General features: G+C 64.1%; 26 protein-coding genes. 16 read left to right on the plus strand and 10 right to left on the minus strand.

Features of this window, described 5'->3' with window-relative positions; translation table 11 throughout:
• The first annotated feature begins 37 nt into the window (after positions 1–37).
• The 3 genes from NKI39_RS26880 to NKI39_RS26890 all read left to right on the plus strand — a co-directional run bounded on the left by NKI39_RS26880 (position 38) and on the right by NKI39_RS26890 (position 2,871).
• Positions 38–670: a LysE family translocator gene (locus NKI39_RS26880; RefSeq protein WP_352835633.1), complete on the plus strand. Its 633-nt coding sequence runs from the start codon at positions 38–40 to the stop codon at positions 668–670.
• 139 nt (positions 671–809) lie between these two features.
• Positions 810–2,288 carry a D-glycero-beta-D-manno-heptose-7-phosphate kinase gene (rfaE1, locus tag NKI39_RS26885; protein WP_352835636.1) on the plus strand — a complete coding sequence of 493 codons (1,479 nt, stop codon included), beginning with the start codon at positions 810–812 and terminating at the stop codon, positions 2,286–2,288.
• Between the two features lie 7 nt (positions 2,289–2,295).
• Positions 2,296–2,871: a D-sedoheptulose-7-phosphate isomerase gene (locus NKI39_RS26890; RefSeq protein ID WP_352835639.1), complete on the plus strand. Its 576-nt coding sequence runs from the start codon at positions 2,296–2,298 to the stop codon at positions 2,869–2,871.
• A 325-nt stretch (positions 2,872–3,196) separates the two neighbouring features.
• Here the strand turns inward: NKI39_RS26890 and NKI39_RS26895 are convergent, their stop codons facing one another.
• On the minus strand, positions 3,197–3,673 hold the full coding sequence (locus NKI39_RS26895; RefSeq protein ID WP_352469300.1) for an Lrp/AsnC family transcriptional regulator: 477 nt from the start codon (positions 3,671–3,673) through the stop codon (positions 3,197–3,199).
• A gap of 254 nt (positions 3,674–3,927) precedes the next feature.
• On the opposite strand from NKI39_RS26895, the gene trxB reads away from it, so the two are divergent.
• Together trxB and NKI39_RS26905 are read left to right on the plus strand one after the other, a co-directional pair.
• Positions 3,928–4,902, plus strand: a complete 975-nt coding sequence (gene trxB / locus NKI39_RS26900) for a thioredoxin-disulfide reductase (protein WP_352469805.1) — start codon at positions 3,928–3,930, stop codon at positions 4,900–4,902.
• 98 nt (positions 4,903–5,000) lie between these two features.
• A complete protein-coding gene (locus NKI39_RS26905) occupies positions 5,001–5,897 on the plus strand; it encodes a LysR family transcriptional regulator (protein WP_023678345.1) in 897 nt (298 codons plus the stop codon).
• A gap of 104 nt (positions 5,898–6,001) precedes the next feature.
• On the opposite strand, the gene NKI39_RS26910 is transcribed toward NKI39_RS26905, so the two are convergent.
• Positions 6,002–6,646, minus strand: coding sequence for a TetR/AcrR family transcriptional regulator (locus NKI39_RS26910; RefSeq protein ID WP_352458407.1), 645 nt, complete (start codon positions 6,644–6,646; stop codon positions 6,002–6,004).
• Positions 6,647–6,767: 121 nt separating this feature from the next.
• Here NKI39_RS26910 and NKI39_RS26915 point away from each other — a divergent pair, with 121 nt between their 5' ends.
• Entirely contained in the window at positions 6,768–7,520 is a 753-nt protein-coding gene (locus NKI39_RS26915; RefSeq protein WP_352469808.1) for an SDR family oxidoreductase, read from the plus strand.
• Positions 7,521–7,539: 19 nt separating this feature from the next.
• Here the strand turns inward: NKI39_RS26915 and NKI39_RS26920 are convergent, their stop codons facing one another.
• The 3 genes from NKI39_RS26920 to NKI39_RS26930 all read right to left on the minus strand — a co-directional run bounded on the left by NKI39_RS26920 (position 7,540) and on the right by NKI39_RS26930 (position 11,934).
• The gene (locus NKI39_RS26920; protein WP_352541068.1) at positions 7,540–8,037 is read right to left on the minus strand and encodes a methyltransferase family protein; all 498 of its coding nucleotides are present in this window, start codon (positions 8,035–8,037) and stop codon (positions 7,540–7,542) included.
• An 816-nt stretch (positions 8,038–8,853) separates the two neighbouring features.
• Positions 8,854–10,905: an elongation factor G gene (locus NKI39_RS26925; protein ID WP_352683561.1), complete on the minus strand. Its 2,052-nt coding sequence runs from the start codon at positions 10,903–10,905 to the stop codon at positions 8,854–8,856.
• 162 nt (positions 10,906–11,067) lie between these two features.
• Entirely contained in the window at positions 11,068–11,934 is an 867-nt protein-coding gene (locus tag NKI39_RS26930; protein ID WP_352835642.1) for an alpha/beta fold hydrolase, read from the minus strand.
• 144 nt (positions 11,935–12,078) lie between these two features.
• On the opposite strand from NKI39_RS26930, the gene NKI39_RS26935 reads away from it, so the two are divergent.
• Both NKI39_RS26935 and NKI39_RS26940 read left to right on the plus strand, forming a co-directional pair.
• Complete coding sequence (locus NKI39_RS26935) at positions 12,079–12,678, plus strand: methyltransferase family protein (protein ID WP_352683827.1); 600 nt, start codon at positions 12,079–12,081, stop codon at positions 12,676–12,678.
• Positions 12,679–12,708: 30 nt separating this feature from the next.
• Positions 12,709–13,104 carry a (R)-mandelonitrile lyase gene (locus NKI39_RS26940; RefSeq protein ID WP_352772946.1) on the plus strand — a complete coding sequence of 132 codons (396 nt, stop codon included), beginning with the start codon at positions 12,709–12,711 and terminating at the stop codon, positions 13,102–13,104.
• A gap of 6 nt (positions 13,105–13,110) precedes the next feature.
• Here NKI39_RS26940 and NKI39_RS26945 read toward each other — a convergent pair whose 3' ends face one another.
• Entirely contained in the window at positions 13,111–14,313 is a 1,203-nt protein-coding gene (locus NKI39_RS26945; protein ID WP_352772949.1) for a pyridoxal phosphate-dependent aminotransferase, read from the minus strand.
• Between the two features lie 201 nt (positions 14,314–14,514).
• Here NKI39_RS26945 and NKI39_RS26950 point away from each other — a divergent pair, with 201 nt between their 5' ends.
• The 3 genes from NKI39_RS26950 to NKI39_RS26960 all read left to right on the plus strand — a co-directional run bounded on the left by NKI39_RS26950 (position 14,515) and on the right by NKI39_RS26960 (position 17,130).
• On the plus strand, positions 14,515–15,408 hold the full coding sequence (locus NKI39_RS26950) for an EAL domain-containing protein (protein ID WP_352541073.1): 894 nt from the start codon (positions 14,515–14,517) through the stop codon (positions 15,406–15,408).
• On the plus strand, positions 15,405–16,259 hold the full coding sequence (locus NKI39_RS26955) for an EAL domain-containing protein (RefSeq protein ID WP_023678335.1): 855 nt from the start codon (positions 15,405–15,407) through the stop codon (positions 16,257–16,259). The genes NKI39_RS26950 and NKI39_RS26955 overlap by 4 nt, the downstream gene beginning before the upstream one ends.
• Positions 16,260–16,521: 262 nt before the next feature.
• Positions 16,522–17,130, plus strand: coding sequence for a glutathione S-transferase family protein (locus tag NKI39_RS26960; RefSeq protein WP_352646486.1), 609 nt, complete (start codon positions 16,522–16,524; stop codon positions 17,128–17,130).
• A gap of 79 nt (positions 17,131–17,209) precedes the next feature.
• Here the strand turns inward: NKI39_RS26960 and NKI39_RS26965 are convergent, their stop codons facing one another.
• The 3 genes from NKI39_RS26965 to NKI39_RS26975 form a co-directional block, all read right to left on the minus strand.
• Positions 17,210–17,464, minus strand: a complete 255-nt coding sequence (locus tag NKI39_RS26965; RefSeq protein WP_352616729.1) for a type II toxin-antitoxin system RelE family toxin — start codon at positions 17,462–17,464, stop codon at positions 17,210–17,212.
• Positions 17,461–17,661, minus strand: a complete 201-nt coding sequence (locus NKI39_RS26970) for a hypothetical protein (RefSeq protein ID WP_352475039.1) — start codon at positions 17,659–17,661, stop codon at positions 17,461–17,463. The genes NKI39_RS26965 and NKI39_RS26970 overlap by 4 nt, the downstream gene beginning before the upstream one ends.
• 276 nt (positions 17,662–17,937) lie before the next feature.
• Positions 17,938–18,150 (minus strand): cold-shock protein, encoded by a 213-nt coding sequence (locus tag NKI39_RS26975; RefSeq protein WP_023678332.1) that lies wholly within the window; start codon positions 18,148–18,150, stop codon positions 17,938–17,940.
• A gap of 295 nt (positions 18,151–18,445) precedes the next feature.
• Between NKI39_RS26975 and NKI39_RS26980 the strand changes: the two genes are divergently transcribed.
• Positions 18,446–18,772, plus strand: a complete 327-nt coding sequence (locus NKI39_RS26980) for a hypothetical protein (protein WP_023719370.1) — start codon at positions 18,446–18,448, stop codon at positions 18,770–18,772.
• Positions 18,773–18,824: 52 nt separating this feature from the next.
• Here the strand turns inward: NKI39_RS26980 and NKI39_RS26985 are convergent, their stop codons facing one another.
• Positions 18,825–19,394 carry a methylated-DNA--[protein]-cysteine S-methyltransferase gene (locus NKI39_RS26985; RefSeq protein ID WP_352835646.1) on the minus strand — a complete coding sequence of 190 codons (570 nt, stop codon included), beginning with the start codon at positions 19,392–19,394 and terminating at the stop codon, positions 18,825–18,827.
• Positions 19,395–19,601: 207 nt separating this feature from the next.
• Here NKI39_RS26985 and NKI39_RS26990 point away from each other — a divergent pair, with 207 nt between their 5' ends.
• The 4 genes from NKI39_RS26990 (at position 19,602) to NKI39_RS27005 (ending at position 22,000) form a co-directional block, all read left to right on the plus strand.
• Entirely contained in the window at positions 19,602–20,378 is a 777-nt protein-coding gene (locus NKI39_RS26990; RefSeq protein ID WP_352835649.1) for a transglycosylase SLT domain-containing protein, read from the plus strand.
• Positions 20,371–20,859, plus strand: coding sequence for a GNAT family N-acetyltransferase (locus NKI39_RS26995; RefSeq protein ID WP_352835652.1), 489 nt, complete (start codon positions 20,371–20,373; stop codon positions 20,857–20,859). Before NKI39_RS26990 ends, NKI39_RS26995 begins: the two co-directional genes overlap by 8 nt.
• A gap of 292 nt (positions 20,860–21,151) precedes the next feature.
• Entirely contained in the window at positions 21,152–21,535 is a 384-nt protein-coding gene (locus NKI39_RS27000) for a DUF6152 family protein (RefSeq protein ID WP_352835654.1), read from the plus strand.
• Entirely contained in the window at positions 21,536–22,000 is a 465-nt protein-coding gene (locus NKI39_RS27005) for a DUF6644 family protein (RefSeq protein ID WP_352835656.1), read from the plus strand.
• The last annotated feature ends 163 nt before the right edge of the window (positions 22,001–22,163 follow it).

Genomic DNA, 22,163 nt, shown 5'->3' on the forward strand with positions numbered 1-22,163 from the left:
GTCGGCGTGCCGGCCGATCGGCGACAGGAGCAAGGTAATGCCGTCAACCGAACTGCTTGTCGCCTTTTTCGCCACCACGGCGATCTTCGCCTATATCCCCGGCCCCGCCATGCTCTATGCCGCCGCGCAAACCATGGCGCGCGGCCGCTGGTCCGGGCTGATGGCGGCGCTCGGCATCCATCTTGGCGGCTACGTTCATGTCTTCGCCGCCGCCGTCGGCCTGTCGGTGCTTTTCCATGCCGTGCCGGTGCTTTACATGGCGGTCAAGCTGGTCGGTGCGCTGTATCTGGTCTGGCTCGGTGTTTCGCTGTTTCGCGCCAAGGCGCAAGGCGAGGTTGTCTTGCCGGGAATTCAGCCGAAATCCGCCCGCCGCGCCTTTTTCGAGAGCGTTGCCGTCGAGGTGCTCAACCCAAAAACGGCGATTTTCTTCATGGCGTTCCTGCCGCAATTCATCGATGCCTCGGCAGCGTTTCCGGTCTGGCTGCAGTTCGTCGTGCTTGGAACAATCGTCAATTTGATGTTCTCGTCGGCCGACATTGTTTGCGTGGTGCTGGCCGGCGCGGTGATCGCCAGGCTGCGGCAGTCGAGCCGCGCGCAGCGCCTGATGCGGCGCGCCGGCGGTGCGGTGCTTGTCGGACTGGGCGTGCATGTCGCGTTGCAGAAAAGCTGACGCATTATCGCGCCGCCGCGATCGGTCGAAGGCCTGCCGTTGCGTCGGCTGAAATTGCGGTATATCGGCATCGCCATGAACGGCCGGCCCTGCCAATCGAATCCCCCGTCACTGAAAATCGGCTCTCCCACGCGTTGACATGATCAAGCTGCCCTCTCCCGAACCCCTTCACCGCGCCATTTCGCGCTTCGGCGGCGCCACCGTGCTGGTGGTCGGCGATTTCATCCTCGACCGTTTCGTCAACGGCGTGATCGAGCGCATTTCGCCGGAAGCGCCGATCCCCGTGCTGCACGGGCGCGGCGAAACGCTGGCGATGGGCGGCGCCGGCAATGTCGTCGCCAACATCGTTTCGCTCGGCGCTGCCGTCATACCGGTCTCGGTGATCGGCGCTGACGAGGCCGGCAAGAACCTCATGCGGATGATCGGCGAATTTGGCGTCGACACCGGCGGGCTGGCGCAGGATGCCGATCGCATGACGTCGTCCAAGAGCCGCTTCAGCGCGCTCAACCAGCAGGTGCTGCGTTTCGACGAAGAGGAAATCAAGCCGCTGGGCGATGCCGAGCGCGCGACATTGGTCGGGCATTTTCGCGAAGCGCTGGCGCGCGCCGACATCGTCATCCTGTCCGACTATGGCAAGGGCGTGCTGCTCGACGGCGCCGCCGGCGAGCTGATCTCGATCTGCCGGCAAGCGGGCAAGCCGGTGCTGGTCGATCCGAAGGGCCGCGACTATGCGCGTTATGCCGGCGCGACGGCAATCACGCCCAACCGCAAGGAACTCGGCGAGGCGGTCGGCCGCGCAGTGTTTGCCGACGACGAAATCGAGGCGGCGGCACGCCAGCTGATTTCGGCGCACGGTTTCGATTTTGTCGTCGCGACGCGCAGCGAAAAGGGCATGAGCGTCATCGGTGCGGACGACGCCCGCCATATCGCCACGCAGGCGCGCGAAGTGTTCGACGTTTCGGGCGCCGGCGACACGGTAATCGCGACCTTCGCGCTGGCTCTTGCAGCAGGGGCTGATCGTGTCATGGCCGGATCGATCGCCAACGCCGCCGGCGGTGTTGTCGTCGGCAAGCGCGGCACGGCGCGGCTGACGATCGAGGAACTCACCGGTGCGCTGTTTCGCTCGCACGGTCCGGTCGCCCACCTGGATGCGGTCCTCGATGCCACCGCCGCCGCGCGGCTGGTGGCGGGCTGGAAAGACGAGGGCTTGAGCGTCGGCTTCACCAATGGCTGTTTCGATATCCTGCATGCCGGCCATGTCAGCCTGTTGCATGCGGCGCGCAGCCAGTGCGACCGGCTGGTGCTCGGCCTCAACAGCGATGCCTCGGTGCGCCGGCTGAAAGGGCCGGGGCGCCCGGTCAACGACCAGCATGACCGGGCCTGCGTGCTGGCAGCACTTGCCTCGGTCGACGCCGTCGTCATCTTCGAGGAGGATACGCCGCTTTCGCTGATCGAGGCGCTGAGCCCCGACATACTGGTCAAGGGCGCCGACTATACGGTCGATCAGGTGGTTGGCGCCGATGTCGTGCAGAAGGCCGGCGGGCGCGTCGTGCTGGTCGACCTCGTCGCCGGCAAGAGCACGACCGGCACTATCGGCAGATTGCGCGCCGGGAACTGAGGGTTTCATGTCCGAACTGAACGATTACCTGGCCCGCTCGGCGGCCGCGATTTCGGCGATGGTCGAGCGCGACCTGACCAGCGAGATGGAGCGGGCGGTCAGCGCCGTCGTCGCCGCGCTTTCGCAGGGCAAGGCGCTGCTGATAGCAGGCAATGGGGGTTCGGCCAGCGACGCCATCCATATCGCCGGCGAGCTGGTCGGCCGCTTCCTCAGGGAGCGCAAGGCCTATAACGTCATCGCGCTGCCGGCCAACGCGGCGGTGCTGACCGCCTGGGGCAATGATTACGGCTTCGACACGGTGTTTGCGCGCCAGGTCGAGGCGCATGGTTCGGCGGGCGCCGTGCTGCTCGCCATCTCGACCAGCGGCAATTCGCCAAGCATCCTCGCCGCCGCAGAGCAGGCGCGCATGATGGGCATGACGGTGATCAGCCTGACCGGCGACACCGGCGGCAAGCTGAAGCCGCTCTCGGACATCCTGCTCAACGTACCCTCGACCTCGACGCCGATCATCCAGCAGGGGCATTTGTGCCTCTACCACCATTTGTGCGAAATGGTCGAAACGCGCCTCTGCGACGCAGGGTGATCCTCGAACTCTCAGGACCTGGGTTCCTCGCCCTCCGCGAAGCGGGGGAGAGGTGGCCGCGAAGCGGCCGGAGAGGGCGCTTCGTAGGGCGCGGTTCCCCTCGCCGTCTCGGCTTCGCCGAGACACCTCTCCCCACTTTCGTGGGGCGAGGAACCCAAGCTGGAATGAAGCCAATCTTCAACGCTGAAGGCAATTTTGTTCTTGCTTTGTGCCGGCAGCTATGCTATTAATTTGGGTATAGTGATGATTTCCACCGACGATCCCGCCCGCCGAGGCGGGTTTTTTGTTTCCGGGTTTTTGTTTCGCAGCCGCGTTGCCTGCTTTCTTAAGCCGAAAACGCCACCAGCCCTTCATCCTTGACCCGGCGGATGGTCAGCGCGGTTCGCACCGTGTCGACATTGGGGGCCGAGGCCAGTTCCTCGATGACGAAGGTCTGGAAGGTGCCGAGATCGCTCGCCACACAATGCAGCAGGAAATCGGACTCGCCCGACACCATCCAGGCGTCGCGCACGATCGGCCAGCCACGAGTGCGCTCGGCGAAGGTCTTGAGTTCGGCGTCGGCCTGGTGATGCAGGCCGATCAGACAGAAGGCGACGACGTCGAGGCCGAGCGCCGGAGCGTTGAGCAAAGCGCGGTAGCCGCGAATGATGCCGGCCTCTTCCAGCCGCCTGACGCGGCGCAGGCACGGCGGCGCCGAAATGCCGACGCGGCCCGACAGTTCGACATTGGTCATGCGTCCGTCCTGCTGAAGCTCGCGCAGGATCTTCCAGTCGATGGCATCGAGATCGGCCTTGATCGGCATGGTGGCTTCCGTGGTGACGCGAAAGAATCTTTCGCGACTTTGTAATTAAACGACTTTGCTGTCTATTCCATCCGCTGGATCGAGGATTTTCGCACATCTTGCTGCGGGTTGCTTGTCGCCGTCGCCGGCGCCGAAGCTTTCCGGGGACGAACGGCAACTTGCCTTGCTGGCATCGCAGGCAACACTTACATTACGCGCAACAATCGACGAGAGTTCATGCCACAATCCATGGCTGCTCCCCGCAGAGGTTTTTCATGATCACCAAGCACGCGCCTGTTCTCATCATCGGCTCCGGCCCCGCCGGCTATACGGCGGCGATCTATGCCGCCCGCGCCATGCTCAAGCCGATGCTGGTCGCCGGCCTGCAGCAGGGCGGGCAACTGATGATCACCACCGATGTCGAAAACTATCCGGGCTTCGCCGAACCGATCCAGGGTCCATGGCTGATGAGCGAGATGCTCAGGCAGGCCGAGCATGTCGGCACCGACATCGTCAACGACATCATCACCGAGGTCGACCTCAACGTGCGGCCGTTCCGCGCCAAGGGCGATTCCGGCACGATCTATACCGCCGACGCGCTGATCATCGCCACCGGAGCCCAGGCGAAATGGCTGGGCATCCCGAGCGAGCACACCTTCATGGGTTTTGGCGTCTCGGCCTGCGCCACCTGCGACGGCTTCTTCTACCGCGGCAAGGATGTCGCGGTGATCGGCGGCGGCAATTCGGCGGTGGAGGAAGCGCTCTATCTCTCCAACCTGGCCAAGAGCGTCACCGTCATCCACAGGCGCAGCGATTTCCGCGCCGAGCGCATCCTGCGCGAGCGGCTGCTGCGGAAAGACAATGTCCGCATCATCTGGGACACGGTGGTCGACGAGATCACCGGCAGGCCCGGCAAGGCGCCGCTGCCGCCGTCGGTCGAAGGGCTGAAGCTGCGCAACGTGGTGACCGGGCAGGAGATGCATCTGGTGGTCGACGGCGTGTTCGTGGCGATCGGCCACGCGCCGGCGGTCGAGCTGTTTGCCGGCAAGCTGAAGCAGAAGCCGAACGGCTATCTGTGGACGGCGCCGGATTCGACCCGCACCGATATGCCGGGTGTGTTCGCCGCCGGCGACGTGACCGACGACATCTACCGCCAGGCGGTGACGGCGGCCGGTCTCGGCTGCATGGCCGCGCTCGAGGCGGAAAAATATCTGGCGGGGATCGAGGTTCACCGCGAAGCGGCGGAGTGATTGTTCGATAAGCGGCTGAGAAAAGCCGCGCAAAAGCCTGATTTTTCATTCAGACGCCGAAAACAGGCGGACGCCAGAAAACAGGACGAGGGGAAATCATGGCGTTGGATTGGGACAAGCTACGCGTGTTTCACGCCGCGGCGGAAGCGGGGTCGTTCACCCATGCCGCGGAAACACTGCATTTGTCGCAATCGGCGATCTCGCGGCAGGTCAGCGCGCTCGAGCATGACGTCGGCGTGCCGCTGTTCAATCGCCATGCCCGCGGCCTGGTGCTGACCGAGCAGGGCGAGATGCTGTTCCGCACGGCGCACGACGTGCTGATGAAGCTCGAAACCATCAAGTCGCGACTGACCGAAACCAAGGACCGGCCCTCCGGCGTGCTCAGGGTGACGACCACGGTCGGCCTCGGCGCTGGCTGGCTGACAGAGCGCGTGCAGGAATTCATCGAGCTCTATCCCGAGGTCAGCCTGCAGCTCATCCTGGCCAATGAGGAGCTCGATCTCACGATGCGCCAGGCCGACTGCGCCATCCGGCTGCGCCAGCCGCAGCAGCCGGACCTCATCCAGCGCCGCCTGTTCACCGTGCATTTCCATCTCTACGCGGCGCCATCCTATGTAAACAAATATGGCAAGCCGAATTCGATCGCCGAGCTGAAAACCCATCGCATCGTCACCTTCGGCGTGCCGGTGCCGGCGCATCTGTCGGAACTGAACTGGCTGGAGACGGTCGGCGATTTCGAAGGCGGGCAAAGGGTGCCGACGCTGCAGATCAACGACATATTGTCGATCAAGCGGGCGGTGCAGGGCGGCGCCGGCATCGCCATGCTGCCGGATTACGTGGTCAGCAAGGATTCCGGACTGGTGCAGTTGCTGCCCGAGACCGAAGTGCCGTCCTTCGATACCTATTTCGCCTATCCCGATGCGATGAAGAACCAGGCGAAGCTGCATGTCTTCCGCGATTTCATCATCGCCAAGGCGCGCAGCTGGTCGTTCTGATTTAATGCATGTCGCGCAAAAGCGTGCAGCGGTTTTGCGATAAGGACATGCATCAAACAAGAACCTAAAGCGCGTCGCATCAGGTCGGTCGAACGCAACGCGCTTTAGGAACGCGTATCCGCCAGCGTGCTGGCGCCGTAGCGCAAACCGTCGACCAGCAGGGCAACCATGCGCCGCGCCTGGGCAGGGCCGCCGCCATGTGCCGGCATGGCAAGGCTGGCGGCCGCGCCCAACAGGTCGCCCGGCTCGATATCGGCGCGCACCTCGCCGGCCGCGGCCGCCGCCTCCAGCAATGTTTGAAGCGCGGGCCGGAGCCGTTGGTTGAAATAGGCAGGCAAAGTGTCGAATGCCGGATTGCCTGAGTACAAGGCTGCCGCGAGGCCGCGTTTTGCCGTGATGAAATCCACATAGCGCTGCATCCACAGGGCCAGCGCTTCACCGGGCTCATGCTTTCCGGCCAGGATCGGCGCGGCGTCCGCACAGGCGTCAACCTCGTTGCGGAAGACGGCCACGATCAGGTCCGAGCGCTGTGGAAAATGGCGGTAGACGGTGCCGACGCCGACGCCAGCCTTTTCCGCGATCTCTCGCACCGGAGCCTCCACGCCGGAGGTCGCGAACACCGCCATGGCCGCCCGGAGCAACGCGTCGATGTTGCGCCGTGCGTCGGCGCGCACGTGGCGATCCGCGCGGTCGCGGGGTTCCAGACCATCGCCTTGATCCGTTTTGCCGTTCGGCGTTTTTTCGCCCATCAAATTACCTCTTGCAAACGGAACCTTGTTCCGGATATATGTGGAACGTGGTTCCGTTTGACTTGTATCTAGCACGGCAAAGCGGTGTTGGCCACACATCGGTGCACAAAAGGAGATTACCATGCAGGACAAACCCGTCGCCCTGGTCACCGGGGCCAACAAGGGCATCGGTCTTCAGATCGCCAAGGACCTCGCGGCGAACGGCCTTACCGTGCTCGTAGGATCGCGCAGGCTCGAGCATGCCGAGGCAGCCGCAAATAGCATCGGAGAGGATGCCCACGCCCTGCAGCTCGACGTCACCGATCAGGCGTCGATCGCCGCCGCGGCAGAGCGCATCCGCATCGAACTCGGCCGCCTCGACGTGCTGGTGAACAATGCCGGCATCTCCCATGCGGGAAAGCCGGGCAGGCCGCTCGAGGAGATCATCAATTCGGGCCGCCCGAGCATTGCCTCCCTCGACGACGTACGCGCCGTATTCGAGACGAACGTGTTTGGCATCGTCGCCGTCACGCAAGCGATGCTGCGGCTCCTTCGTGAGGCGCCGGCGGCGCGTATCGTCAACGTATCGAGCGGCGCCGGCTCGCTGACATTGAACGCGGATCCGGCCTTTCCGTACCGCACGTCGTTTGGCGCCGTCTACAACCCGTCGAAGACGGCCGTCAACGCGATGACGCTCGCCTTCGCCATCGAGCTCGAGGAGACCGGCATCAAGGTCAACGCTGCGTGCCCGGGCTACACCGCGACGGAGCTCAACAACTTCGAAGGTCCGCGCACAGTCGAACAGGCCGCGCGGGAGCCCGTGCGCCTCGCGCTTCTCGACGCGAACGGTCCGACGGGCACGTTCTCGAACGAGGACGGCCCGCTGCCGTGGTGACGCAGCGTTGGAGCCTGCGTCAGCCGCGCCAAGGTGTCAGGCGGGGCAGCCAGCCTGGTACGGCACGGCGGTAGGCCTCGTATTCGTCACCGTAGCGGCGGGCAAGCGTCGGTTCCTCGTATAGTCTCACAAAGGAGATCATGGCGGCCGCGGCGATGACTAGATAGGCGGCGACCGTCCAGCTCGAAAACAGCAGTGCCTGGCCGAGGACGATCGACAGCACGGCGACGTACATCGGATTGCGGACATGGCGGTAGATGCCGCCGACGACCAGCCTCTCGGTCGGCGCGACCGGGGCGGGCGTACCCCGACCCTCCAGGGCAAACCGGGCAAAGGCGTGCAGCAGTATGGCTGTGCCGGCGACAACCAGCAGCCAGCCCACAGGAACGAAACCGGGCAGTCTCGACCAGGGCAGGCGATAGCGATCGGTCAGCAGCCAAGGCAACAGTCCGGCGACCACGCCGGGCGCTACAGCAAGAAAGATGACGCTGCCGGCGATCGCCGAAGTGGCTCGCATATAGCTCTCCTTACGGGCGCGGCCTTGAACGGTCTCCTGCAACGCGCTTCAGGTCTTGTCCGGCACGTAACCCAAGCCGCCGCACCTCAGGTCAAGCTCGATGGCGGGCTTTTGGGCGGCATGCACCAGCAAGGTCTGGCTGCCGAAAAAACAAACGCGTGCTGCACGATTCCACGTCATCCTGCGTTTTTCGACTTTCCGAGCAGGAATCGCTGCTGATTCGCGGCCGCGGATCGATTTTTGCCTTGCCGCAGGCTGTATTTCAGCGATTCAACTGGTCCTATTGCGCTTCGGGACGGATTAGACCACAGCCGGCGCCTTTTTGCATGTGAGTGTTGCAAAATAGATGCTTGTTTCTTGGGCATGAAGAGCACATATATAGATCATCTCCTGAGCGCGTTCTCCTCCCATTAGCGCTCTCGAGTGTTCCCCTCTGGAGGTTAGCCTTAACAGGCACTTCCAATCAAACTCAGCCGGGTCTTCATTGATCCGGCTTTTTTGTTGCCCGAAACCAACACATCGCCAGAAAATCGGCCGGAACGGTCGCGTAACAGTGACATGTAACCTCGGGTAACATGCCGCGGGCGCGCCAAATCGATTAAGCAGAGCATAGGACGCGGTGTGGCTCGTCCGGGGGATGGGGGCATCACTCGGACGACCCGGGCTCAGGCAGCTACCGCGTCCTAACTTTCCTCCGCAAAAACCCGGGGGGAACGCATGCGGCGTACCTGCGGTTCGGCCCCCCACGACGCCGGGCCGAAACAACCGGCGCCCGGGCCATCCGGGCGCCGTTTCCTGTTGGGCCGCAAGGGCAGCTCAGGCGGCCTTGCCGTTGGCGTTCAGCGCTTCGTCGGCCAACCGGCCGGTGAGTTCGGCCATGTGGTCGAAGACGGCCCGGTAGCTGGCGACACCCGCAGTGGCCGAGCGCAGCTCGATGATGAGGTCGCCGATCTCAGCCTGCGGCATGGTCGCCTCGACCACGTCCCATCCCGGCCAGTCGGGCCGCGCGTCGTAGCCGAGGATCTGGCCGCGCCGCTGCGGGATCAGAGCGATGATCTTCGACGTCGCATCCGACGGCGTGACGATCTCGACCTTCATCACTGGCTCCAGCAGCACCGGCGAGCACGCGGCCATGCCTTCCTTCATCGCCAGCTTCGCCGCCATCTGGAAGGCCATGTCGGAGGAATCGACCGCATGGTAGGAGCCGTCGGAAAGGTTGACGGCAACATCGACGACCGGGAAGCCGAGCGGGCCCGATTTCAGGTAATCGCGCACGCCGGTCTCGACCGACTGGATGTAGGTCTTCGGCACGACGCCGCCGGTGATCGTATCGGTGAACTGGAAGCCTGAACCGCGCGGCAGCGGTTTGATCTCCAGCACCACATCGCCGAACTGGCCGTGGCCGCCCGACTGTTTCTTGTGGCGGCCGCGCTGCTGCGTCGCTTTGCGGATCGTCTCGCGATAGGGCACGGCCGGCACATGGCCTTCGACCGGGATCTGGTTCTTGCCTTCCAGCCGCTCGCGCACGACGCGCAGATGCATCTCGCCATGACCGGACAGCACGGTTTCGGCGGAATCCTGGTTGTGATGCAGGTTGAGCGAGGGATCTTCCTCGGCCAGGCGCTGGATGGCCGCCGACATCTTGACCTCGTCCTTGCGCTCTTTCGGCCGCAGCGCGAAGGCGAAGACCGGTTGCGGCGGCGCCAGCGTGACCAGCGGCTTGATGCCGCCCTTGGTCGAGCTCAGCGTCTGGCCGGTCCTGACGGCGTCCAGCTTGCCGAGCGCCACAGTGTCGCCGGCCTTGGCCGAAGTCAGCTTGACCTGGTCCTTGCCGAGCATCTTGTAGATGCCGGAGACCTTTGCCGTCTCGCCGCTGGGAAGGAACAGCTCGGCGGCGTCGGCGACCTGGCCGGACAGGATGCGCGAGACCGACAGCTTGCCGCCATGCGCGGTGTGGATGGTCTTCATCACTTGGACCACGGTGGCATTGCCATCGGGCGCGCCGAGACGCTGGCGCGTCGCCGCGATGTCGGGTGCGTCGTGACGGATCGCCTTCAACAGGCGCAGCACGCCGTTGCCCTTCTCGGCGGTGCCGATCAGCACCGGCGTCACCGTGCCGTCGCGCAGATCTGCGGCGAGGTCGTCGAAGATCGCGTCCTTCGGCGGTTCGATCTCGTCAAGCAATTGCTCCATCAGCCGGTCGTCATGGTCGGCGAGCGTCTCCAGCATGGAAAAGCGCGCCTCGAGCTCGCGCGCCTTGTCGTCGCTCGGGATCTGGGCGACCTCGCTCTCGGCATATTCGCGGTAGATGTAGGCACGCTCCAGAGCGAGGTCGATCGAGCCGATGACGACGCCGTCCTTGCGCAGCGGGATCTGGCGCAGCAGCAATGGCACCGAGCTTGCCGGCTGCAGCATCTTCAGCGTGTCGCGCACACCTGCTATCGCCTTGTCGACCTTGTTCAGGAACAGCATGCGCGGCACGCCGAGCTCGTCGAGCTTGCGCATGATCAGCTGCAGGGCAGGGATCTTCTTCTCGTCGGCCTCGGCAACGACCACGGCGACGTCGCAGGCGGCCAGCACCGGCTCGGCTTCGAAGGAGAATTCGATCGAGCCGGGACAATCGACGAAGGTGAACGGCTCGCCCATGAAATCGGTGGTGGCGAAGGTCGCCTCGACGCTCATGCCGTGAGCGCGCGCCTCGGGCGAATGATCGGAAACGGTATTTCCGGACGAAACGGGATTCTGGCGGGGAATGGCGCCTGTACGGGCGAGTATGGCTTCGAGAAGTGTCGTCTTACCGCTTGCGAAGGGACCGACTATGGCAATGCATTTCGGTCCCGTGCGTCGTCCTCCGGCGCGAGTACCCATGGCTGACCTCCACTCAGGCGTTTCCCTGTGAGCGGCGGCCGGCCTGTCGGCCGTCGCGGGCGAGGCTTTTTTCAATTTGCCACCTACCCAAAGGGCATCGTCCCACGGGCAGGCCGGGAGGGCAAGGGATTTGAAGTTGAAGGGATTTGAAGTTGGGCCGGTTCAGCCGGTGCCGGTCAGGCGCGACGCCAGCGGGGGTGCGTCCACGCGCTGCACCGCCACCGTCTCGGCAAAGCGCGCGAGCAACGGATTGAACAGGTCCGCACGCTCCCAGAAAGGCGCATGCCCGGCGCCGGAGACGATGTGGCAATGCTCCCACAGCGAGCCGTAGGCGAGCGTCTCAAAATAGCCGAGCCGGACGAACGGATCGTTCTCGCCATTGACGACGGCGACCGGAAACGCGGCTTGCTCGACCACCTGTCTCTGGTCGGCACCCTTGCCGGTGAGCATGCCGCGCGTCACCGCGGCGCGCAGCCGGCCGTCGGTGCGCAGGATGGCTTGGCGAAAGGACGGATCGGCGGTGTCGCCGAAACACAGCGTCTCGAAGCGCTCGGCATCGCGTTCGGAATACGTCTTTTTGGATGCCAGCAGCATGTCCCAATGCGCGTGGAAGCCGCGCAGCATGCCGAAAGGACCCTTCGATACCGGCGGCGCGCCGGTCAGCATCAGCCCGCCGACGGCGCGGTGAAAACTCGCGAGTTCGATTGCCACGTGCCCGCCAAGCGACCAGCCGAAGACGACGGCGCGGCCGATGCCCAAGGCATCGAGGAGCTGGGCCGCCGATTGGGCAAGGCCGGCGATGGTGTAGTCCGTCGCCGGATCGCGGGCGTCCGACGATTCGCCATGGCCGGGCAGGTCGAAAGCAATCAACCGATGGGCAGCGGCCAACGGGCTGTCGAACTGGCGGGCGAATACGGCGCGCGAACTGCCCGAGCCGTGGATCAGGACAAGCGGGATGCCGGGTCCCGACGACTGGCTGAGGCGCAAATCCGCTTGCGGCGTGCGGATCGTGCGGTGGGAAACGGCCATATCTGATTTGGACCTTGGGATTGTCTCCAGGTCAACATCGCATGCCGAGGTCACCATGTTGTTTAGAACGGTGGTTAAGAAATGATTTCTGGGTTTCTGCCGGGTATGATGAACGAATCCACCACAGCTAACCCCCGGAGCCTGATGATGGAATCCACACTCGACCTTCTCGTCTCGATCAGCAGCATCGCGACGCTCGGCCAATATGCCTGGTCGATGCGCGCGCATTTCCAGTCGCCGACCATGTCTCAAGGCGCGATGATCATTTCGGCCGTCGTGGTCGGCACGGCGCTGTTCTTTCTTGCGCTGCTGTGGATCGAGCGGCAGCCGGTGGCGGCGAAGATCGGCGGGCTCGCCATCGAACTGGCAAGCTCGGCGCTGTTCTGGTGGGCGATCTCGGTCTCCCGCAAGGCGGGGCTGCGGTTCGCATTCGATCCCGACAATCCCGACAGCCTGGTGACCGAAGGCCCTTATCTCCATGTCCGGCATCCGTTCTACACGTCCTACATCATCTTCTGGGTCGGATGGGGTATCGCGACCTGGTCGGTCTGGGCGGTGGTGCCGGTCGCCGGCATCGTTACGATCTACGTGATCGCGGCCTTGGACGAAGAGCGAAAATTTTCGCGGACAAGGTTGGCCGATGCCTACGACGCTTACCGCACGCGGACCGGTCTGTTCTGGCCGCGTTTTGCCCGCAGCCGGCAGGAGATGCAGCCGGCATCGGACGAAAGTGGTAGGGTCTAAGCCACTGGATTGAATCGAGGATTTGCGACGATGAAGATCATTGCCTGCGGCAGCGTGCCGACGATTGTTGCGCCGGAAAAATACTTCACTGGCCGGGTTTTGCAGACGCCGATCATCGAGAAAGAGGCGCCGGCGCGGCTCAGAGCCACGCTGGTCAGCTTCGAGCCCGGCGCCCGCACCCACTGGCACACGCATCCGCTCGGCCAGACGCTATATGTCACATCCGGTGCCGGTCTCGTGCAAAGCTGGGGCGGGCCGCTGCAGGAGATCAGGGCCGGCGACGTCATCTCCTTTGCGGCCGGTGAAAAGCACTGGCACGGCGCCGCGCCCAAATCGGCGATGACCCACATCGCCATGCAGGAGGCGCTCGAGGATGCGCATGTCGATTGGCTGGAGAAGGTGAACGACGAGCAGTATGGCGGCTGAAACGTCTCAGACCAGCGCGGCGGTAAAGCGCTGGATGCGCGTGCAGGCCTCTTCGAGCAGAGCCTCCGACGTGGCGTAGGAGATGCGGAAGTTCGGGCCGAGGCCAAAGGCCGAGCCGAAAACAACCGCCACGCCCTCGGCCTCGAGCAGTTCGGAGCAGAAGGTTTCGTCGCTGTCGATCACCTTGCCGTTCTTGGTCCTCCTGCCGATCAGCTGGGCACAGGAGGGATAGACGTAGAACGCACCCTCCGGCGACGGGCAGGTGATGCCGCGCGCCTGGTTGAGCATCGAGACGACGAGATCGCGCCGGCCCTGGAAGATCGCCTTGTTCTTCGGGATGAAATCCTGCGGGCCGTTCAGCGCTTCGACCGCCGCCCATTGGGCGATGGTGCAGGCGCCGGAGGTCTGCTGGCCCTGGATCATGTCCATCGCCTTGATCAGCGGCACCGGGCCTGCCGCGTAGCCGATGCGCCAGCCGGTCATGGCATAGGCCTTTGACACGCCGTTCATCGTCAGCGTGCGCTCATAGAGCTTCGGCTCGACCTCGGCGATGGTCTTGAAGACGAAGTCGCCATAAGTCAGGTGCTCGTACATGTCGTCGGTCAGCACCCAGACATGCGGGTGCTTCAACAGCACGTCGGCCAGGCCCTTGAGCTCCGCCTCGGTATAGGCGGCGCCCGAGGGGTTAGACGGCGAGTTCATCAACAGCCATTTGGTGCGCGGCGTGATCGCCTTTTCCAGCACGGTCGCCGTCAGCTTGAAGCCGTTGTCGATGGAGGTGTCGGCAAAGGCCGAGGTGCCGCCGCAGATCGCCACCATTTCGGGATAGCTCACCCAGTAGGGCCGCGGGATGATCACCTCGTCGCCGGGGTTCAGCGTCGCCATGAAAGCGTTGAACAGGATCTGCTTGCCGCCGGTGCCGACGATGGTCTGCTCCGGCCGGTAGTCGAGATTGTTCTCGCGCTTGAATTTTTTCGCGATCGCATCGCGCAGCGGCACGATGCCGGATACCGGCGGATATTTCGTCTCGCCTCGGCGGATGGCCTCGATCGCGGCGTTCTTGATGTTGTCGGGGGTGTCGAAGTCCGGTTCGCCGGCGCCCAGCCCGATCACGTCGCGGCCGGCGTTTTTCAGCTCGCGCGCCTTCTGCGTCACCGCGATGGTCGCGGAAGGCTTTACGCGGGAAAGGACGTCGGCAAGAAAGGCCATGACAGATATCTCCAGAAAGGACCGGCGGGCGAAGGCGCCGCGGCGCCTCTCATGTCGCATCATCTGGTCAAGCGCAAGCCCAGCGCAGGCATTGTCGAATGAGCCAGCGCGCAATGCTGGCAACAATAAATTCATCAACGATCGGTAAAAGCTTGAACGGCAGGACCGGGCCGGTCCGCCAGTCTCGCATAGCGAGGAACCGTGACACGCAGCATCGGGCTTGCCCATATCATCCGCCATGATGACGGCACCGCCAGCGGTGTCTGGGGGGTCTATACGCTGCAAAGCGCGTTCCAGCCGATCTTCGCCTTCAACAAGGGCAAGCTTTCCGTCGTCGCGTTCGAGGGGCTGATCCGGCCGTTCCGCGAAGGCGAGCCGCAGCCGCCAATGAGTTTCTTCAACAGCTGTCCGGCGGTCGACCGCCTGCATATCGAGGCGCTGACACGGACGCTGCACCTTCTGAACGCCGGCGCCTGCCTGCCGCGAGACGCCTCCATCTTCATCAATTTCGATCCATCGGTGTTCACCGACCGCAGCATCGCCGACAAGGCGCTGCGCGAAATGCGGCTGGTGCTGCACGAGGCCGACATCGATCCGCACCGCGTCGTCTGCGAGGTCACCGAACAGAAATCGGCGTCGCAGGAAACGCTCTACAATTTCGTCGAGGCGCTCAGGGGCAATGGTTTGCGCATTGCCGTCGACGATTACGGCGCCGACGAATCCGACATCAATCGCATCAAGGAACTCAGGCCAGACATCGTCAAGTTCGACGCCGACTGGATCATGACGCTGATGGAATCCGGTGCCGGCTTCGCCTTGCTGACCGCTATGGTGACCAGCTTCGAAGAGCAAGGCATCCGTACGGTATTCGAGGGCATCGAGACGGGCTGGCAGCTCGAGCTTGCCGAAAAGTCGGGCGCCTCGATGGTGCAAGGCTTCGTGCTGGCACGCCCGGAGCTTGCACCGACCAGCTTTCACGTCTTCGACAAAGCCGGGCAGGCATCAGCGGTGTCGCCCGATAAGGACAAAGTGCCCACGGCCGTTTCGACCTCGCGGCGGCCGATGCGGGCTTTCGGGCGCAGGGTGGCATCGTGACCGGGCGGGCCGACATGCGGCGCAAGGTCGGCGAAGCGATCTTTGCCGACGAGGTCGGCATCGAATATGGCGTCTACGGCGCATTCCGGCTGAGGAGCGCCTACCAGCCGGTCTTCGCGCCGCGCGGCAGGTTTCTCGCCGCCGTCGCGGTCGAGGGACTGATCGAGCCGCACCGCGCAGGCAGGCCGGTGGCGCCGCAAATCTTCTTCGAAGGTGTGCCGGCAGCGGATCGGCTGTTTGTCGAAACCATGTGCCGGGTGCTGCATTTGCGCAACTTCCGCAACATCGGCGTCGACGGGCTCGACCTGTTCTTCAATTACAATCCGCTGATCAACGATGACCCCGCACGGGCGCTGGCCGAAATCAGGCTGATGACCAGGCATCTGGCGGATTTCGGCCTGCATCCCGGCATGCTGGTCTGCGAGATCACCGAGCAGGCGGCCGGCGACAAGGTGCTTGTCAGCCTGGCGCGCGAGATGCGGCGCGACGGCGTCCGCATCGCCATCGACGATTTCGGCACCGGGCATTCGACCGAAGAAAGGGTAGCGCTGGTGCAGCCCGACATCGTCAAGATCGACGGCACCTGGTTCGCAGAATTCTGCCGCCATGCCGCCGCCGAGCGGTTTTTCCGGCCGCTGGTTTCGACGCTGCACGACCGTGGCGCCAAGGTGCTGGTCGAAGGCGTCGAGAACGCCACGCATCTGCGCGTCGCGCTGGATGGCGGCGTCGACCTGCTGCAGGGCTTTTACCTTGCCCGGCCGGCGCTGGCCGGTACGCTGTTCGACGAGGAGCCGCTGTCGATCGACAGGCTGCTTGGCAGGGACAACAACGTCATCCCCCTATTCGGCTAGGATATGTCGAGATTCAAGTGATGCCGGCCTGCGAACGGCGGTTTCCTGCGCTTCCGGTGCTCACGTACCCAAAGTACGCTCCGCTCCGGTTCTCGGAACCCACCCTTCTCGGCTCGGCCTGACTTGAATCTCGATATATCCTGAAATGCATCAGCGGCGCTGATGGTTACGCCAAAACAAATCACTGGATGAAGCCGCCGCTGCCGCGATAGAGGCTGGATCAAGCCCTGAGACGGGTGGTTGCGAGCAAGGGGGAGCACCGATGATACTCTATGGAATGATCGACAGCGGCAATTGCTACAAGCCGCGCCTGTTGATGGCCAAGCTCGGCATCGCTTTCACCAATGTCGAGGTCAGCTCGCACACCGGCGACACGCGCAAGCCCGACTATGTCGCGAAAAACCCGAACGCCATGGTGCCGCTGCTCGAACTCGACGACGGCCGCCGGCTGGCCGAATCCAATGCCATCCTGCTCTATCTCGCCGAAGGCACGCGGTTTCTGCCGGCGGACAGATACGAACGCGCGCTGGCCTATCAGTGGCTGTTCTTCGAGCAATACAGCCATGAGCCCTATATCGCCGTGCGCAGGGCGCTGCTGACCTTCCCTGAAAGAGCCAAGGATGCGACGCCGGAGCGGCTGGCCCTGACGCTGGAGCGCGGCAACAAGGCGCTCGGCGTCATGGACAAGCACCTGGCCGGGAGCAGCTTCTTCGCCGGCAATGCGCTCAGCGTCGCCGACATCGCGCTCTATGCCTATACGCATACGGCCGAGACGGGCGGGTTTCAGCTCGACGCCTATCCGGCGGTTGCCGCCTGGCTGAAAAGGGTCGAGGCCGATCCGGGGCACGTGCCGCTGGAGTGGCTGCCTTAGTCACGCTTCTCGGCGCTTCGCGGCTCGCTCCGGAGGTCGGGCTTGCGGCCCTCGGCCGATGACGTGAATGGTCGCGCGGCTATTTCAGCAGGCGATCATATTCGGAATGGGTGCCTATCCAGAACCAGACCACGTCATCGTGGTCGCGAACAGCCACGGCGCGGTAGTTGATATCAACCCGCGCCGACCAGTAGCGCCCGACCTGTTTGAAATGCAACGACGGGTGGAACGGGTCAGAATTCAGTTTGGCGAAACGTCTGTTCGCCTTTGCTCTGATTAACGAGGGCAGTTTTGCGTAGGCCTCCCAAAACGAGGGAGTAGCAAAATGATTCACAGAGGCCGGGTCCGGCCGGCGCGATGATCAGCCAAGGCCTGCTCGGCAAGCTTGTCCAGCCTGCCGCCCTTGGCGTCGGCTTCGATCTGCCGGTCCCACATGTCGGCCTGCAGCGCCTCGAACCATGCGGCAAACGCTCTCAGCTCTTCGGGGCTTAGTTCGGCAACGGATTTCTCAATCTGTTCAAGCTTGCTCATGAATTAATAGTACCACATTGGGCCAAAAACACCACAAAGTGGGACTATAGGCCCAAGGCAGCGGTTCACTGGAATCCAGACAGCAAAAAGGCGGGACAAAATCCCGCCTTCCCATGCTTGGTAGCCTGATCGGGAGCGTTTTGGCCGGGCCGGCAGCAATCTGCTGCTTCGGCTTGTCGGGGTCTTTCGCTCCGGCGCGCTTCTCGCGCGACCGCCAGTACATCCGTGACTTGCCGCGGGCCCCGGGCTGTCGCCCGGCGCGCGCCATTCGCAAAATCAGGCTGCCTTGCTCAGAGATCCAGCGGACGACTTGCCAGTGCGGCGGTCCTGCTCGATCTCGAAGTTGATCTTCTGGCCTTCGACCAAGGTCGACAGTCCAGCACGCTCGACTGCGGAGATGTGAACGAAAACGTCCGCGCCGCCGCTGTCAGGCTGAATGAAGCCGAAACCCTTGGTGGAATTAAACCACTTGACCGTACCTGTTGCCATTTCGATAGTCCTTTACGTTTGCTTTAGTTTGACTGGGCCGAAACCCAGCCGGTTTGTATCGAGATTTTGGAGATAGAACGTCAGCAAACGCGAATATCGCGAGGCCCGGATCGATCGGCCGAAATATCAATGGACCGCATATAATATGCCTTCGCGCAAAAAACAAGACGGGGCGGAAAATGGCGCGGCGGCAACGCTGCCCAACGGCCGCCCCAATCGCGTGAGAGCGTCGTCGCTGCGCGCCTGACGCGGGAGGATCGCGACAGCTTCGGGCACGGGTTTTGGGGAGAGGGACATGAAAATCGTTCTGCTTGCCGCTTGCCTGACGCTGGTGGCCGCCGAGGCGCAGGCGGTCTCGCGCTACGACCCGACCCGCATGAGCTGCGGCAAGGTGCAGGCGACGATCGCGCGCGAGGGCGCGGTCATCCTGCGCTACAGATCGGCGCGCGTGCCGGGGCTGGCGCTCTATGACCGCTACGTGCGCAGCCAGCAATTCTGCGACATCGGCGAGGTCAGGGCGCGGGCCTCGGTGCCGAGCGCCGACACGAATTCCTGCACCGTCTACAAATGCAAGCGGGTGGAGATCGACCGGCGTTTTCGCCGGCGCCTGCTTCCGGATTAGAGTGGGACGAAATGGTGCGCCGGGTGCCGGCCTCGCCTGAATATCAGCACCACTAAAACCCGAACGACACCTGCGCCGGCGGCGGCGGGCCGACGCGCACGCCTTCCATGGCCAGCATCTTTTCCTTGGTGGCCGAGCCGCCGGGCGCGGAAAATCCGCCGATCTTGCCGCCGGCGGCAAGGATGCGATGGCAAGGGATGACCAGCGGCACCGGGTTGGCGCCGAGTGCGGCACCGGTTTCGCGCGCCAGCCCGGCATGGCCGGCGCGCTTGGCCAGTTCGCCATAGGTGGTGGTTTCGCCGAAGGCGAGTTTTCGCGCCGCGTCATAGATCGCCTGGCGGAACTCGTCGACGCCGCTGAGATCGACCGGCACGCCGGAGAAATCGATATCCTCGCCGGCGGCATAGGCCTTGATCGACGCGATCAGCTCGGCAACCCATTGCGGCTCGGGCTTCGCTGCTTGGTCGGCGGCGGCATGGCGCAGCAGCCGGCGGTCGACCGCGTCGCGATTGCGCTGCGGCAGGCAGAGCCGGGTCAGCCCGGCTTCGCTCCAGGCGATACCCATGAAGCCGAGCACGGTTTCGAAGACCGCGTGGCCGGCGGTGGCATGAGAGGCGTCCATGGCGTGCTCCTTTCCGGAATCCTTCGAAGTACAAATCCAGAACAATATCGCATTTCGCGGCCCGGCTCGCCACCCGGAAACCGCCGGCTACCGCGGATTGCCCGAGGAAAGATGCTGGTGTAAGGACTTCTTAACACCCGACGAACCGGACCCGAGCGCCGCTTGCCAGCAAAATTCCTCTTTCCCGTCCTTGCGGCGGTGTTGGCCGTGGCCGCTCTCAGCGGTTGCACCTCGACTTCGCCGGCGACCCCGACGCCGGCCTTCACCGAAAATACGGTCAATACCGATGCCGGCTTTACGCTCGCGCTGCCCGACACGGTTTCGGTCTTGCCGGAGCCGTCCGGCGTCGCCCAGACGGCTGCGCTGCCGATCGAGCCGGCCGCCGCCTTTGCCGGGCCGACGCCGCTGGCGGCAACTACCCCCGCCGTCATGACCGCCAATGCCCAGCCTGTTACCGCGACGCCGGCCGTCGCCATGCCGGTCAGCCAACAGACCGAGGCCATGCCCGGCGTTCAGCCGGTTTCCTACACGCTGCCGCAGGACCCGGCCGCTCTGGCCGCGACCGACCCCGCCGAGGGTCAGTCCAACGCCGGCGGCCGCAGCGAGATCGAGCGGCTGATCGAGAAATATTCCGCGCTTTACCAGGTGCCGGTCGATCTGGTGCGCCATGTCGTCAACCGCGAGAGCACCTTCAACCCGAAAGCCTACAATCACGGCCATTGGGGGCTGATGCAGATCAAGCACGCGACGGCGCGCGGCATGGGCTATGACGGGCCGGCAAGCGGCCTGTTCGACGCCGAGACCAATCTGAAATATGCGGTGAAATATCTGCGCGGCGCCTGGCTGGTCTCAGGCGGCAACCCCAAGCGCGCCGACCGGCTCTACCAGAGCGGCTATTATTACGACGCCAAGCGCAAGGGGATGCTCGGCGAAACCGGGCTCGGCAGCGACAGCCTGCGCCGCCGCATGCAGCCCGATGCCTGAGCCGCGCCCGCCGGCGCCAAACGACATCCGCCTGCGCAAGATCCTCGACGACACACTTCTGGCGCCGCGCTGGCCCGAAGGTTTTTTCATGCGCGGCTTCGAAGCCGCCGATGCACTCGCTTTGCATACGCTGTTGACCGCGGTGTTCGACGACGGCGCCGACGGGCCGTTCGACGAATGGTGGCCACGCATTTCGGCCGACGCGGAATTCGACCCAGCTTTGTGTTTCCTGGTCATTGACGGCAAGGGCCGGCTGGCGGGCGCGGCGCTCTGCTGGACGCGGGCTTTCGTCAAGGATCTTGCCGTCCACCCGGAGGCGCGCGGCAACGGCATCGCCGAGGCGCTGATGCGGCACGCGTTTGCCGTGTTTCAGGCAAGGGGTGCTGCGCATGTCGATCTCAAGACCAATACCGTCGAGAACGCGGCTGCGGTCAGGCTCTATCAGCGGCTGGGGATGGTCGAGGTCGATTGGGCGGCGTGAGCATAAGTTCCCTTCAGCGAGGCTGATCGCCAATTGGCGAAGTCGGCGCCGCCCCTCATCCGGCTGCCGCCACCTTCTCCCCGTATAGGACGGGTAGAAGGGGCTGCCGCAACGCCGGCACGCCCTCTGCCACGCCGGAGATTGGCGAAACCGTCGGCGAAGGCACCTTTCTCCCCGTCACTATACGGGGAGAAATGCCCGGCAGGGCAATGAGGGGCAGCGCACACCTCATGTGATTTGACGCTGCGGCGCGCTGACCTACCCTCTAATGCCGGAACCGAGGAGACGAGCGATGCTGTCACCTTTCAACCGGAGCGTCACGCTGGCAGCGGCGGTGATCCTTGCCGCCGTCAGTGCGGCCTATGCCCATCACGGCTGGTCGTGGACGCAGGACGGGTTTTTCGAACTCAAAGGCAGGATCACGGCGATCTATATCGGCAACCCGCATGCCACGCTGGATGTCGACGCCGAGGGAGAGGCCTGGCGGGTGGAGATGGCGACGCCGTCGCGCACGATCGCCGCCGGCTTCACCGAGGAGGTCGCCAAGATCGGCGACGAGGTGACCGCGATCGGCAACCGCTCGCGCGACGAGAGCGAAAAGCGCATGAAGGCGGCCCGCATCATCGTCGGCGGCAAGACCTACGACGTCTATCCCGACCGCGTGCCGCCGGCCTGAATGGACGGGTTTTTTGCCGACATCGAGCAACTCGCCTTCGCGCGGGGACTGAAGGCCTCCTTCGTCGCCTACCCCATCGTCAACGCGCTGCACATCATGTCGATCGGCGCGCTGCTGACCAGCGTCTGGCTCATGGACCTCAGGATCCTGGGCGCCTTCCGCTCGCTGCCGCAAGCGGCGTTCGTCGCGCTGCTGCGCCGCACCGCGTTTGCCGCGTTCGCTGGTGCGCTAGTCACTGGGTCGCTGCTCTTTTCAGTAAGGGCGAGCGAATATGCGGCAATGCCGGTCTTCCTCGCCAAGATGACGCTCATCCTGCTTGCCGGGGTCAACTTCCTCGTCTTCATGCGCCGCGTAAAAGGCAGTGATGAGCCGGCTGGTGGGGCCGCGACCGTGCTGGCTGTGCTTTCGCTGGTGCTGTGGACTTCGGTGCTTTTCGCCGGACGGTTTATTGGGTTTCTCGGCTAAGCCGAGTGTCGGCACTGGCGTTGGCAAGGTGCAAAATGGTGCGTTGCGACGTCGAGCCGCGGACGGAGGAATCGCTGAAGGCGCTGAAGCATTCCCTGGCGGCGGCGGGCATCTCGCTGGAGGACGTGGTGATGGAGCGAATCTGCCCCGCGATTCCGGCTTC

Source organism: Mesorhizobium sp. M0664, assembly GCF_040320565.1.
Lineage (GTDB): Bacteria > Pseudomonadota > Alphaproteobacteria > Rhizobiales > Rhizobiaceae > Mesorhizobium.